The sequence below is a fragment of the Paenibacillus sp. FSL R7-0302 genome (genome assembly GCF_038006885.1).
Classification (GTDB): Bacteria; Bacillota; Bacilli; order Paenibacillales; family Paenibacillaceae; genus Paenibacillus_AQ.
In genome coordinates this window covers 3,817,684-3,831,538 of sequence record NZ_JBBOWB010000001.1, presented here as the reverse complement: position 1 = coordinate 3,831,538, position 13,855 = coordinate 3,817,684, and the positions used below count along the sequence as shown (strand labels likewise).

Here is a 13,855-nt window from a genome sequence, read left to right as displayed (position 1 = left end):
GGCGTGCATGAAGAATAACCGGAAGCCATCTGCCTTCATCAATGATATTCCGCTTAAATACAAGTTTTTGTTTATCTACTTACTGTGTGTGCTCGTCCCCATACTTAGCATCAATGCCCTCTTTTATGTGCAGATCAGCCGCAATGTGGAGGCACGGGAGAGGGAGAATCTGGAGATTTCGGTAGACCGGGTGGCCTATGACCTGATGCAGATCGTGAACGAATGCGTGGCGATCAGCAACACGGTGGCTGCGGACCGGCCCTATATGGAAATGATGGATTACGCCTACCCGGATAATGAGGCATATTATGATGCCTATAATGATTCACTGAAGGATAAGCTGCGGCAGTACAGCACGCTCCACTCCTATATTTCCTGGATGGGGATATACACCTCTAATCCGACGATCCAGAATGGCAACAGCTACTTCATTCTATCGTACGCGGATAAGCAGAGTGAATGGTACCGCAAAATCTCAAGCAGTACAGGTAAGGTGCTGCTGACTTCTTATCAGGGAACCAACCCGCTGAATCCGCCGCAGCAGGAGGTGCTGGTCAGCCTGATCCGCAAGCTGGATAACTTCACGGGCCAGCCCTACACGAAATATCTGAGGATTGATCTGCGGCTGAGCAATGTACAGGAGCTGTTCCAGAAGGAGCGTGACTATCTGGATTTCAAGCTGCTGGACGAGAAGAACCGGGTTGTGCTGGACTCGAACCGTTCCTTCTCCTCGCTGGATGCGAGTGCCCTGCTGAATGTGGACACCAGCCTTGACCAGCCGCCCAAGCAGATTGTCCGGGCGCTGAGCAGTGCGGCCTACACCAAGGGCTGGCGGCTGGTCGGAACGCCGGAAGGGCGCAAGATCAACCATGAGATGGAACGCGCGCTCAGGAACTCGCTGATTCTGGTGCTGCTGACGATCATCATTCCCACTCTGCTCATGATCGTGATTATACGCTCCTACAATCTGCGGGTACGGCTGCTCTACAAGCATATGAAGCTGGTCAAATATGAACAATTCGAGAGCATTGATATGTATGAGGGGAAGGATGAGATCGGCGGTCTGATCCGCAGCTTCAATCTGATGACCGGCAAAATCCGCAATCTGATCAATGATGTCTACAAGCTGGAGATCCAGAAGAAGGATCTGGAGCTGGAGCGGGTACGGGCGGAGCTGAAATATCTGGAGAGTCAGGTAGACCCTCATTTCCTTTTTAATACGCTGAATGCGATCCTGGTCATCTGTAAGAAGTATAAATATGAACAGGTTACCGATGTCATCCGCAATCTGGCCCTGATTATGCGCAGGCTGCTGAGCTGGAAGGATGATCTGATTACGGTGGAGGAGGAGGTATCCTTCATCGAGATGTATCTGCAGATTGAGAAGTTCCGCTTCCAGAACCGGTTCTCTTATGTGCTGGATATTGCGCCTGAGGTGCTGAACTGCCGGATTCCCAAGATGAGTATACAGGCTCTGGTGGAGAATTCCTGCAAGCATGGCCTGCAATCGGTCAAATGGGCCAGGGAAATTCACGTGTCCGCTTCGCGCAATGAGACAGGTCTGCTGATTGTGGTGACTGATAACGGCAAAGGAATCGAGAAGGAGAAGCTGGAATGGATCAAGTCCCATCTGGAGACAGAGGAGGATACAGGACAGAATGTTGGCCTCCGCAATGTGTATAAACGCCTCATGCTGTACTATAACGGCAGAGCCGAGTTCAGTATTGAGAGCACCGAATACGAACGGACGGTCATCACCATCCAGATTCCGGGGGACCTGAGTCTGGTTCCGGGAGAGGAGGGTGCTCATGTATAAAGTAGTGCTTGCAGATGATGAGACGATTGCCTTAGAGGGGCTGCAGACACTGACCGACTGGGAGGAGCTGGGCTTCGAGGTATGCGGCGCCTGTGAGAACGGGGAGGAAGCGCTGGCTGCCATTATACGAAGCTCGCCCGATCTTGTGATTACGGATATCCGCATGCCCGAGATTGACGGGCTTGAGCTGATCCGGCGCGTACGCAGCCTTGATATGGAGCAGCCGGTCTTCATCGTGCTCAGCGGCTACGGCGAATTTGAATATGCCAGAACAGCCATCCGTTACGGGGTAAGGCATTACCTGCTGAAGCCGGTTATGGATGCGGAATGGGATAAGCTGCTTACAGACATTACGGATGAGCTGGAGCTGCGCCTTAAGCAGACCATGCAGCAGAGTATGCTGTCCAGCCGTCTGCTGCCGCTTGCCATTGCGCGCATGCTTGAGGGACACTGGGCAGAGCCGGATGAGGAAGCTGCTGAGCAGATGGACCGCCTGGATGAGGCGGCTTCGGGGTGGACGTATGTGCATGTGGAGGGCAACAGCAGCCGGATTACGGAGCTGTGCCGGGAGCTGGCCGGACCGGCCGGTGCGTTGCTCATTGATCTGCCCGGGGATCAGGCCGGGCTGGTCGTGGAGAGCTCGGGGGCGGCGGCAGGGCTGGCGGAGCAGCTATACGCCGGGCTGACCCATAGCGGAGTAAAGGGTTCGGTCAGCATCGGGCCAAGTGTGCGGTCTCTCCGCGAGCTGCCGGTCTCCTACCGCGAAGCGGCAGACGCTGCGGCCCGCCACTACTTCTATTCGGACGGGTGCGGTCCGGTGGATTCGGCCAGTGAAGCCGAGGGACACGTGAATTACACGCTTCCTTCCGCAGAGCTGATTGAAGAGATCATCAGCGCAGTGGAGCGGCTGCAGGAGCATAAGGCTGCGGAGAAGCTGGGCGAATTGTTCCGCAGGTTCAAGGAGAACCGGACAGATCCGGGAGTCGTCCAGATGACGGGCATGGATATCATGCTGCGGAGCATGGAGCTGCTGAAAGAATTCGGGGGCGCGGACGATCAGTGGACCGGCACGCTTGATTTTTTCAGAACCGAGCCGAGGTCCCTGGAAGCTCTGCAGGTCACCCTGGAGACGGCGCTCTCCACCAGTATGAACTATATCCGCCAGCACAAGGAGCGTAACTCCGAGCATCCGCTGACCCGCGTGGAATGCTTCCTGCGGGATCATTATTCGGAGCATCTGACGGTGAAAGAGATTGCAGAGCATTTCTATATCAATCCGGTGTATCTGGGCCAGGCCTTCATCAAAAAGCACGGCATCAGCATTCTGGAGTACATTCATAATTTGCGGATCGAAGCAGCCAAGAAGCGGCTGATTGACACTCACGATACGGTCAGAAGCATTGTGGAGAGCGTCGGTTACGTACACTATCACCATTTCTTAAGAGAGTTCGAGAAACGGACCGCACTCAAGCCGGTGGCCTTCCGGGAACAGGCCCAATCGGAACAAGGATAGGGTATCCATTTATTTATTAGGGTCCAAGTCTTTACTATGGTGATGGAAAACGCATACAAATGCGTTATGATAGAGAGAGTTGTCCAAAAATGTTATCAACTACAGGAGGTTAGCAAAGATGAAGCAAGCGAGCAGCGAAATTCCTGCATTACATGAGATGTTCCGGGATGCCTTCAAGATAGGGGCTGCCGTCAGTACTGGCATTATAGCTGCCCAGGGTCCTTTCATTGCCAAGCATTACAACAGCATCACCGCCGAGAATGAGATGAAGCCGGCTCTGGTTCAGCCGCAGGAAGGGGAGTTCACCTTCGAGGCTGCGGACGGTATCTTCGAATTCGCAGAGACACACGGGATCGGTGTCCGGGGGCATACGCTTCTGTGGCATAACCAGACCGGAGACTGGATGTTCCAGGATGCGGAAGGCGGAGCCTGCAGCAGAGAGCAATTGCTTGCCCGCCTGCAAACCCACATTAACACGGTAGTGGGCCGTTACCGGGGACGGGCCTATGCCTGGGATGTAGTGAATGAAGCGATTGAGGATAAAACAGACCAGTACCTGCGGGATACGCGGTGGCTTGAGATCATTGGCGAGGATTATCTCCGTCAGGCCTTTGAAATGGCACATCAGGCAGATCCTGACGCGCTGCTGTTTTACAATGACTATAATGAGACCGATCCTGTTAAAAGCGGAAAAATCTACAAGCTCGTGCGCAGCCTGCTGGACCAGAATACGCCGATTCACGGGATCGGAATGCAGGGACATTGGAATATCTACGGCCCTTCCATTGAGGAAATCCGTAGTGCTCTTAAGCTCTACGCGTCGCTGGGGCTTAAGATCCATATTACCGAGCTGGACCTCTCCGTGTTCCGTCACGACGACAAGCGCACGGATTTGAAAGCGCCAACAGCTGAAATGCTGAAGCTTCAGGAGGAGCGGTATGCCGAGATCTTTGCCCTGCTGCTGGAATTCAAGGACTCTATTGATTCGGTAACCTTCTGGGGCGTGGCTGACGATTATACCTGGCTGGACGGCTTCCCCGTCCGGGGACGCAAGAACTGGCCGTTCCTGTTCGATGAGCAGAAGCAGCCGAAGGCTTCATTCGCCCGGCTGGCTGAGCTGGCTGCACCGCAATCCTAATATTATTGTAAGCAGGACACTTTATTATATCTGGAGGGAATTCAATGACAAATCAATTGAAGCAGGCTGCCGGCAAGGTACAGCCAAATGGCAATCCGCTGGTGGCACACAGATACGGAGCCGATCCTTATGCTCTGGTATTCGGGGACAGAGTCTATCTGTACATGACCAATGACGCACTGGAATATGATGAGAACGGTGTCGTGAAGGAGAACTCCTACAGCAGCATTAATACGATTACTGTAATCTCGTCCGCCGACCTGGTGAACTGGACCGATCATGGTCCGATAGCCGTAGCCGGACCGGAGGGTGCAGCGAAGTGGGCAACCCAGTCCTGGGCACCGGCTGCGCTTCATACCGTAATTGACGGACAGGACAAGTTCTTCCTCTACTTCGCCAACAATGCCAGCGGCATCGGCGTTCTGTCGGGTGACAGTCCGGTGGGGCCATGGGTGGACCCGATCGGGGAGGCACTGATTCTGCGCTCCACACCCGGGGTAGAGGATGTGACCTGGCTGTTCGACCCGGCGGTGCTGTTGGACGACGACGGCAAGGGGTATATCTACTTCGGAGGCGGCGTCCCGGAAGGACAGTTCGCCGAGCCGGGCACAGCACGGGTGATGCCGCTGGGTGAGGACATGACCAGTGTGGTGGGTACAGCGGCAGTGATTCCGGCCCCGTTCATGTTCGAGGATGCCGGAATCCATAAGTGGAACGGAGTCTACTATTATACCTATTGCTCGAATTTCTATGACGGGGAACGGCCGGAAGGCAGCCCTCCTGCGGGAGAGATCGCTTATATGACGAGTGACAGTCCAATGGGCCCATGGAGTTATCAGGGGACGATTCTGAAGAATCCGGGACATTTCTTCGGCGTATCCGGGAATAACCATCATGCGGTCTTCCAGTTCCATGACAGCTGGTATATTGCTTATCACGCCCAGACCTTGTCCAAGGCCCAAGGAATTGCGAATGGCTACCGTTCCACCCATCTTAACCGCCTGACTCATCATGAGGACGGGTCCATTCCCGAGATTCATGCGGATTACGAAGGTGTGCAGCAGCTTGCAACGTTGAACCCGTATGAACGGATTCCGGCGGCAACGATGAGCTGGAGCGCAGGGGTGAAGACGGAATCCCTTACTGCCGGAGGCGTGCAGGCGGTTACGGATATTGAGCGCGGCGGCTGGATCGGACTATCCGGGATAGACTTCGGCAGCGGAGCTGAGTCGTTCCAAGTCTCGGTCCTGAGCCTGGAAGCGGGCGGCGTGCTGGAGCTGCATCTGGATGAGCCAGCGGGTCCGGTTATCGGCAGACTGACGGTTCCGGCGGCGGACGGCTCGCAGGAATGGGTGGAATTGAAGACAGAGGTCCAGGGAGCGGAGGGAGTTCACAACCTCTATCTGGTGTTCACAGGAGAGAGCGATAAGGGCTTGTTCAAGCTGGCTGCCTGGCAGTTCACACCACAGCATAACTAACATCAAGGGGGCGGGCAATTTGAATACAGCCAGAATTACCAATCCAGTGATATGGGCAGATGTCCCGGATGTGGATGTCATCCGGGTCGGCCCGGTGTTCTATATGGTCAGTACCAGCATGCACTCCATGCCGGGCTGCCCGATTATGAAATCAGTGAATCTTAAGGACTGGGAGATAGTGGGTTACGTCTATGACACCTTCGAGGACAACGAGGCCCACCGGCTGGAGGACGGCAAAGGCATCTATGCCAGCGGCTCGTGGGCGGCATCGTTGCGTCACAAGAACGGGACCTTCTATGTAAGCTTCTCCTCCAATGACATGGATCAGTTCTATATCTACCAGACCCGGAGTATTGAGCATGGGCCATGGGAGCGTTCGGTTATTCCGGGGCTGTACCATGACCCGGCGCTGCTGCTGGATGATGACGGCCGCAATTACGTGATCTACGGGAACGGGGATATCCGGGTCCGGGAGCTGACAGGGGATCTGACGGCTGTGAAGCCCGGCGGAACGGATCATCTGCTGCTGGAAGGCGAGCGGAAGGACATCATGCTGCGGATGGAAGGCTGTCACGCCCATAAGCGGGACGGCTACTACTTCCTCTTTTTCATTGAATGGCCGTCGGCGGGGAATCAGCGCAGACGCCAGCTATGCTACCGCTCCCGGGAGCTGCTGGGTCCATATGAGCACAGGGTTGTTCTGGATGATGATCTGGGCTACCGCAATAACGGCGTGGCGCAAGGCGGGCTGGTGGATACAGAGGAAGGAGATTGGTACGCTGTACTGTTCCAGGATCACGGGGCAGTTGGACGTATTCCCTGCGTGTTCCCTGTGACCTGGGAGAACGACTGGCCGGTGATCGGGGATGGCGGCAAGGCTCCGGTGTCCTTCGGGACGAAGCTTCCCGCCGGGGAGCCGAAGGCGCTTGTGATCAGCGATGAGTTCGAGTATGCGGAGAACCGGCTGGCGCTTCAGTGGCAATGGAACCATAATCCCGATAACGGGCTATGGTCGGTTACCGAGCGGCCGGGCTGTCTGCGTCTGCGTACAGGCCGGACGGCAGACAGTGTCCTGACGGCGCGCAATACGCTGACCCAGCGGACGGAGGGTCCGGCTTGCAGTGCCGAGACGCTGCTGTATCTGGGCGGCATGAACGATGGGGACCGGGCAGGCATGGTTGCTCTCCAGTCCGGGTATGGCACGGTTGGGGTGACAGCCGGAGAGCAGGGACAGTTCACCGTGGAGATGTGTATCCAGGGTGACGATGGCGTTGAAGTGGTGGAGAGTATCCCATTCACAGGGGAGCGCATCTCCCTCAGGATTGATTTCAACTTCAAGGATGGTGTGGATGAAGCCAGGTTCTTCTATTCAGGGGATGGTGAGGTATGGCATTCCATTGGTCAGACCCTGCATATGAAATACACACTGGATCATTTCATGGGCTACCGGATTGGCTTGTTCAATTATGCGACCCGGCAGACGGGCGGCTATGCCGATTTCGGTTATTTCCGTTATCACAGAGAGGATTAAGCCCGGGTCTGGAAATGGGAAGCATATTCGCTGGGTGTCATCGATGTATGCTGCTTGAATATTCTTCCGAAATACGTCAGGCCCGTGAACCCGACCCGGAAGGCCACCTCCTGAATCGAATACCGGCGAAGCTGGAGCAGGCGGCTGGCCTCATGCACCCGCAGCATGTTCACATATTCGATTAAGGTCTTGCCGGTATTCTTTTTGAACAGATGACAAAAGTAGTTGGGGGTCACACAGCAGATCCGTGCGGCCTCCTCCACAGTCAGCGGTTCATGGAAATGGTTGCTAAGGTGAATCAGCAGGGGTTGGATGCCCGTCTCCTGCCGGTCTTTTTTGGAAGGCGGTACTGTGAACTCTGCCAGGGGATAAGCTAGACCCAGGGAAGAGAACAGGCCGCCTTTGATACATAATTCAAACCCGGGGCTCTTGCTCTGGTAGCTGTAGATAATCTGTTCAACGCATCCTCTGATCTGGCGGGTAACCGGCTGATCCCTCCCATAGAAGGAGGGCAGCCGGATCTCACCGGAGAGCAGCGGCCGGATATGCTGAAGCTCAGTCAGGTCCCGCATGCCGTTCAGCAGCGCTTCGTTGTAGACAACCGCATATAGCTCACTGCCATCCTCTGTCGGGTAGGCCGCATGAATCTGCGGACGGCTGACGAAGGCAAGCTCGCCCTGCACCAGCTCTCTGGAGTGGGGGCCGACCTGGACGCGGAAGCGGCCCTTGGTCACGAGAATCCATTCGAGATGGTCATGCCAATGAGGCGGAATAATGCTGCGGTCCGGAAAGCAGATATGAAATACATTGATGGGAAACAGGCCCTCGGGAATTTCCGTGTGCTCTTTTTTCCATGGATAAGGCTTGTCCTCGAACGCTTCACTCATCTTATTCCCTCCACACAATCGTAATATCGTATGATAGATGCGTACTTTTATGTATAGTATAGCGGCTTTGCACTATTTATAATGTGGTTGCAACCTTATTATAGAACTGTTGGAGGGATCGCGCTATGTTTCGTGAAGAGAATGGCAGACTGATCAGAGAATATGACCATGAGAGAGTCTGGATTGAGCCTTGGGGAGAGCATTCGCTGCGTATCCGGGCTTCGTATGCGGAGATTACCGATGAGCAGTGGGCGCTTCTGCCTGCTGTGCAGACGCTGAGTCATATATCGATTACCCCAGAACGTGCGAGTATTGTGAACGGAAATATCCGGGCGGAAATAACGGACAAGGGTCAGATCTTCTTCTATAACCAGCACGGCAAGCTGCTCCTTAACGAGACAGAGGATACGTATCAGTTAAAATATGGCGGGAGAGAACTGGCGGCGGTTCCGGGCAGCAGTGACTTCTCCGTGAAGCTCCGGCTGGAGGCGGACCCGCAAGAGAAGCTGTACGGCATGGGCCAGTATCAGCACTCCTTCCTGAATCTGAAGGGCTGCTCGCTGGAGCTGACCCACCGCAACAGCCAGATCAGTATTCCGTTCGTGCTGTCCAGCGCCGGTTACGGGTTCCTGTGGCATAATCCGGCGATCGGACAGGCGCATTTCAGCCTGAATGTGACCGAATGGACAGCCCCGTCGACCAAGCAGCTGGATTATTGGATCACCGCCGGTGACTCGCCTGCCGAGATCGAGGAGGCTTATGCCAAGGCTACGGGAACCGTGCCGATGATGCCGGAGTATGGCATGGGGTTCTGGCAATGCAAGCTCCGCTACCGTACGCAGGAGGAATTGCTGGAGGTGGCGAGGGAGCATAAACGGCGCGGGCTGCCGATCGACGTCATCGTCATTGATTTCTTCCACTGGACGAATCAGGGGGACTGGCGGTTTGACCCGGAATATTGGCCCGATCCCGAGGCGATGGTGCAGGAGCTGCAGGAGCTGGGCATTGAGCTGATGGTCTCGGTCTGGCCGACTGTCCAGACGGAGAGCGAGAATTATAAGGAGATGCTGGAAAAAGGGTACCTGCTGCGCTCAGACCGCGGCGTGCGGACACAATTCCAGTTCCTCGGCCAGAATGCGATCTTCGATGCGACGAATCCGGAGGCCCGCAAGTTCCTGTGGGGACTGATTAAGCAGAATTATTATGACAAAGGAATCAAGGTCTTCTGGCTCGATGAGGCGGAGCCGGAGCTGACGGTCTATGACCATGATATCTATCGTTATCATATCGGCTCCAGCAAGCAGATCGGCAATATCTATCCGATGAAATACAGCCAGACCTTCTATGACGGCATGGCGGCTGAAGGCCAGGAGAATATTATCAATCTGGTCCGTACCGCCTGGGCGGGCAGCCAGCGCTACGGGGCGCTCGTCTGGTCCGGAGATATTCACTCCAGCTTCAAGGTGCTCAGCATCCAGGTGCGGGCCGGACTGAATATGGCTGTGGCCGGGATTCCATGGTGGACCACCGATATCGGCGGCTTCCACGGCGGTAATCCGGCAGATGCCTCCTTCCGGGAGCTGATGGTCCGCTGGTTCCAGTATGGCGCGTTCTCTCCGGTATTCAGGCTGCACGGGGACCGTTCCCCTTTTGTACAGCCCACCGGAACGAGGGGCGGGGGCGTTTGCGGAAGCGGCTCGGATAATGAAGTGTGGAGCTACGGGGATGAGGCGTATGTCATCTTCAAGGAGTTCATGCAGATGCGGGAGCGGCTGAAGCCGTATATTCGCGGGCTGATGCAGGCGGCACATGAGAAGGGAACGCCGCCTATGCGTCCATTGTTCTATGATTTCCCTCAGGACGCGGCAGCCTGGGATATCGAGGACCAGTATATGTTCGGTCCCGATCTGCTGGTCGCCCCGGTGCTGGGCGAGGGCGAACGGGCGCGCAAGGTGTACCTGCCGTCCGGCTCAGAGTGGACCCATGTCTATACCGGCACTGCCTATGCCGGCGGACAGGCGATTATGGTCGATGCGCCGCTCACGCAGATTCCGCTGTTTGTGCGGGACGGTGCCGTACTACCGGTGCTTGGCGGGGCGGCGGAGTAAGTAACTCCTCACAGGCTCACAACGGAATAAATTAAACAGAGCAGCGATTCTCCAGTTAGTGGAGGGTCGCTGCTCTGCTATGTGGACCAAATGTATGCTAAAAACCGAACACAATGGGCCGGCGTGGGGCGTGAGAGCGGAATGTAATCGGAAAACCGATTACATTTGGCTAGGCGGAGGCGCGAGGATGAAATGTAATCGAAAAACCGATTACATTTGGCATGGCAGAGGCGCGAGGATGGAATATAGTCGGAAAACCGATCACATTTGGCTAGGCGGAGGCGCGAGGATGGAATGTAGTCGAAAAACCGATTACATTGGGCGTGGCAGAGGCGCGAGGATGGAATGTAATCGGAAAACCGATTACAATTGGCGTGGCAGAGGCGCGAGGATGGAATGTAATCGAAAAACCGATTACATTGGGCGGCGGCGAGAGAGTGTCCATAGTTGGAGCAACGATGTATTCACATTTCCTCATACCCTTTGCCATACTCCTAACTAACTCCCACCTTATTACACTCCCGCTATTCCCCCTTCCGAATCAGCGGTTGCTTGGAAGCAAGACGCTCCCGGTAGGCGCGGGGGGAGAAGCCGGTCAGCTGGCGGAACTGGCGGCAGAAATGCTCGACATTGGCGTAGCCGCAGAGAGCGGCGATCTCGGCGATTTTGTGCTGGCCGAAGCCCAGCTTCTCCTTGGCCAGCCGGATCCGGCATTGGATGACATCCTCCATGCAGGAGATGCCGAAGGCGGATTTGTAGATGGTCTGGAGGTAGCCGGTGCTGATGTGAAGATACCCGGCCATCGAGGATACAGTCCAAGGGTGGCCCGGATTGCTGTACAGCGTCTTGCGCAGCTCCAGCAGATTATAATACTGCGGCGTCAGCTTGTCCTGGGACGCTTCGGACAGCTTGTTGAACAAGAGACGGAACAGGTAGTCAATGGACAGCTCCCGGTAATCGTTCTGGAACGAGTTCTCCAGCGTCAGCAGCTGGAACAGCTGATGGCAATATCCGGGGTCGGGCAGGGAGAACGGGCTGCCCAGCGGCAGGACGCTTTCGGTGATATACGATTCATCCGCATCGAAACGGACCCAGTCGTTGACATACCTCCGGGAGCAGGCGCGATAATAGATGTTGTGCCCTGGAGGATACAAAGCGACAGAGTGAGCGGGAAACTCCTTCAATTCACCGCCCACTTCAAACACCGCCGGAGTCTGGGTCAGGACAAGAAGCCAGGCGTCCAGTCCTTCGGGGATACTGTAGACGAAATTGGCCGGATGTGCGGCATCGTATTCCACGTAGTGAATTGTGGGCATGGGCTTCTCCTTTCTGCGGATAGATCAATTAATGGTCAGTAAATATCATTGTTAGTAGATTAGTGAATCTCTATAATTTGTAGTGGATATAAGAGTGAATTCGAAGATTAACCGAACAGTGCGTGATTATTGTTATTAGTAATTATCAATATGAAGGAAGGTTATGGAACCATGATACCACAACAAAACGAAGATCGGAAAGATATCCTTTGCTATACAAGACTGCCGCAGGAGGATATCGTGTATGCATCGAAGCTGGCTTATAGTATGCACCTGGCTTACAAGACGGAGAGGGGCCAGTATCAGGCATTGAATCATAACTCTGGTGTTCTGTTCGCCAAGGCGACGGAGAATGAGGATGGGACACTTCGGGCCAAAAGCCTGAAGCAGCCGTATCTCTTCTACCTGGCAGACGGGAATTTCGGCGTCCTTGCTGTGCGCACCGAGGCAGACGGTGAAGCGGATGACCAAAGCAAAGGGAAGGTACTGCTATTCTCTTCAGCCGATCTGCTGCAATACAGTGAGATTGGACTGCTGGAGCTTAAGGCAGACACTCATGTAAGCGATGTCTACTGCACCTATGACCCGCAGCGCAGCGGTTACCTGATCCGCTGGATCGACGGGCAGGGTCAGGGCTACGAGAATTTCACTGCCGACATCATGAGTCTTACGAATGTCTCAGCACCGGTGGAAGCGGAGCCGTTCACGCTGGAAGTGGTGCAGACTGATATCGAGGGAATCCAGCCGCGTAATGTGATCTCTGTCTCCGCCGGGATCGCCCGCAGACTCTTCTGCAAGCTTACGGTGCCGGAGAACATTGCTGTCGTGGTACCGGACCGTGTGAATGCGGCATCGGTGGAGGATGTGAAGGCAGTCCGGGCAACGGCCCTTTACAGTGATGGTACGCAGGCTGCCAAGAGAGTCCATTGGAACACGGATGCCATCAACTGGGACGAGGCCGGAACCTACAGCATCTCCGGTGAGATCCATCAGGATCATTTTCCATTCCCGATTGCACTTAACCGTGCGGACCCTTGCATTACACGGTGGAAGGGAAAATATTATTTCATTGCGACTAATGATGCGGATAAGGAACATACGTTGTATATGAGGGAAGCCGATACAATTCCCGGGCTGGTGACAGCCGGGGAAGCCCTGATCCTCGATTCCTCCACATATGAAGAGATTGGCGGCCTGCTGTGGGCGCCGGAATTTCATATCATTGAAGACGAGCTGTATATTTTCCATGCCGCCACACCCGGCGAGTTCTTCCACGAGGAATCGCATGTGATGAAGCTTAACCCGGGCGGGAATCCCATGAATGCTGCGGACTGGTCTAAGCCCTGCCGGGTAGTGAAGAAGGACGGCAGTTATCTGTGCGAGGCAGGCAAGACGATCTCTCTGGATATGACGGTCATCCGCTGGAACGGCCAGCTCTATGCCGCATGGTCGGAGCGCCAATTCCTGCCGGTGGATCTGGGAGCCTGGGTCTATATCGCTACCATTGACCCCCAGGAGCCGTGGAAGCTGACCAGTGATCCGGTGCTGCTGACCCGGCCGGATTACGGCTGGGCCAATAACCATACGTTCGTGGATGAAGGTCCGTTCGCGCTGTACACCGATGATAAGCTGTATGTGACTTTTGCCAGCGCAGCGGTAGATGCTACTTATGTTGTCGGTCTGCTGACTGCAGACAAGGGGGCTGATCTGCTGGATATCAAGAGCTGGACCAAGGGCAATTATCCGCTGCTGACCTCCAGAAGCGTGCCGGGGGAATACGGGCCGGGTCATAATTCCTACGTGACGGACGAGGACGGGCTGATCTGGAACGCCTACCACGCCAGACCGGGAATCGAGGGACCGCGAAGCTCCGGCCTGCGCCGCGTGCATTTTGACATTGATGGTGCTCCCGTTCTGGATCTCACCGAGGAGAAGGACCTGAATCCGGGCCTGAAGCAGGTATCCATGGAAGTCATCGTAGGCTAGACTGCGGGCCCGCCTAACTCTATAATATTCCTTGTCATCCGGGAACCCTTGACCATTCACTTAGGCCGGGGATTCCCTTTTT

General features: G+C 55.3%; 9 protein-coding genes. 7 read left to right on the top strand and 2 right to left on the bottom strand.

The genetic code is table 11. The features are described from left to right. Nucleotides 1–7: 7 nt before the first annotated feature. From MKY96_RS16750 to MKY96_RS16730, 5 genes are all read left to right on the top strand, one after another. Entirely contained in the window at nucleotides 8–1,816 is a 1,809-nt protein-coding gene (locus tag MKY96_RS16750) for a sensor histidine kinase (RefSeq protein ID WP_340941766.1), read from the top strand. After that, the gene (locus MKY96_RS16745) at nucleotides 1,809–3,329 is read left to right on the top strand and encodes a response regulator (protein WP_340941765.1); all 1,521 of its coding nucleotides are present in this window, start codon (nucleotides 1,809–1,811) and stop codon (nucleotides 3,327–3,329) included. The genes MKY96_RS16750 and MKY96_RS16745 overlap by 8 nt, the downstream gene beginning before the upstream one ends. A 118-nt stretch (nucleotides 3,330–3,447) precedes the next feature. After that, on the top strand, nucleotides 3,448–4,467 hold the full coding sequence (locus MKY96_RS16740; protein ID WP_340941763.1) for an endo-1,4-beta-xylanase: 1,020 nt from the start codon (nucleotides 3,448–3,450) through the stop codon (nucleotides 4,465–4,467). Between the two features lie 44 nt (nucleotides 4,468–4,511). Then, nucleotides 4,512–5,945: a glycoside hydrolase family 43 protein gene (locus MKY96_RS16735; RefSeq protein WP_340941761.1), complete on the top strand. Its 1,434-nt coding sequence runs from the start codon at nucleotides 4,512–4,514 to the stop codon at nucleotides 5,943–5,945. A 19-nt stretch (nucleotides 5,946–5,964) separates the two neighbouring features. Next, the gene (locus MKY96_RS16730; RefSeq protein WP_340941760.1) at nucleotides 5,965–7,476 is read left to right on the top strand and encodes a glycoside hydrolase family 43 protein; all 1,512 of its coding nucleotides are present in this window, start codon (nucleotides 5,965–5,967) and stop codon (nucleotides 7,474–7,476) included. Here MKY96_RS16730 and MKY96_RS16725 read toward each other — a convergent pair. Further along, a complete protein-coding gene (locus tag MKY96_RS16725) occupies nucleotides 7,473–8,363 on the bottom strand; it encodes a helix-turn-helix transcriptional regulator (RefSeq protein ID WP_340941758.1) in 891 nt (296 codons plus the stop codon). The two genes, MKY96_RS16730 and MKY96_RS16725, sit on opposite strands and share 4 nt — an antisense overlap. Nucleotides 8,364–8,488: 125 nt before the next feature. On the opposite strand from MKY96_RS16725, the gene MKY96_RS16720 reads away from it, so the two are divergent. Beyond that, a complete protein-coding gene (locus MKY96_RS16720; protein ID WP_340941757.1) occupies nucleotides 8,489–10,471 on the top strand; it encodes a glycoside hydrolase family 31 protein in 1,983 nt (660 codons plus the stop codon). 524 nt (nucleotides 10,472–10,995) lie between these two features. Here MKY96_RS16720 and MKY96_RS16715 read toward each other — a convergent pair. After that, nucleotides 10,996–11,787 carry a helix-turn-helix transcriptional regulator gene (locus MKY96_RS16715; protein ID WP_340941755.1) on the bottom strand — a complete coding sequence of 264 codons (792 nt, stop codon included), beginning with the start codon at nucleotides 11,785–11,787 and terminating at the stop codon, nucleotides 10,996–10,998. 240 nt (nucleotides 11,788–12,027) lie between these two features. Between MKY96_RS16715 and MKY96_RS16710 the strand changes: the two genes are divergently transcribed. Continuing rightward, nucleotides 12,028–13,773 (top strand): family 43 glycosylhydrolase, encoded by a 1,746-nt coding sequence (locus tag MKY96_RS16710; RefSeq protein ID WP_340941754.1) that lies wholly within the window; start codon nucleotides 12,028–12,030, stop codon nucleotides 13,771–13,773. The last annotated feature ends 82 nt before the right edge of the window (nucleotides 13,774–13,855 follow it).

Excerpts from the sequence above, each read along its gene's own strand:
- MKY96_RS16750 (WP_340941766.1), top strand. The coding sequence starts at position 8 with ATGAAGAATAACCGGAAGCCATCTGCCTTCATCAATGATATTCCGCTT.
- MKY96_RS16745 (WP_340941765.1), top strand. The coding sequence starts at position 1,809 with ATGTATAAAGTAGTGCTTGCAGATGATGAGACGATTGCCTTAGAGGGG.
- MKY96_RS16740 (WP_340941763.1), top strand. The coding sequence starts at position 3,448 with ATGAAGCAAGCGAGCAGCGAAATTCCTGCATTACATGAGATGTTCCGG.
- MKY96_RS16735 (WP_340941761.1), top strand. The coding sequence starts at position 4,512 with ATGACAAATCAATTGAAGCAGGCTGCCGGCAAGGTACAGCCAAATGGC.
- MKY96_RS16725 (WP_340941758.1), bottom strand. The coding sequence starts at position 8,363 with ATGAGTGAAGCGTTCGAGGACAAGCCTTATCCATGGAAAAAAGAGCAC.
- MKY96_RS16720 (WP_340941757.1), top strand. The coding sequence starts at position 8,489 with ATGTTTCGTGAAGAGAATGGCAGACTGATCAGAGAATATGACCATGAG.
- MKY96_RS16715 (WP_340941755.1), bottom strand. The coding sequence starts at position 11,787 with ATGCCCACAATTCACTACGTGGAATACGATGCCGCACATCCGGCCAAT.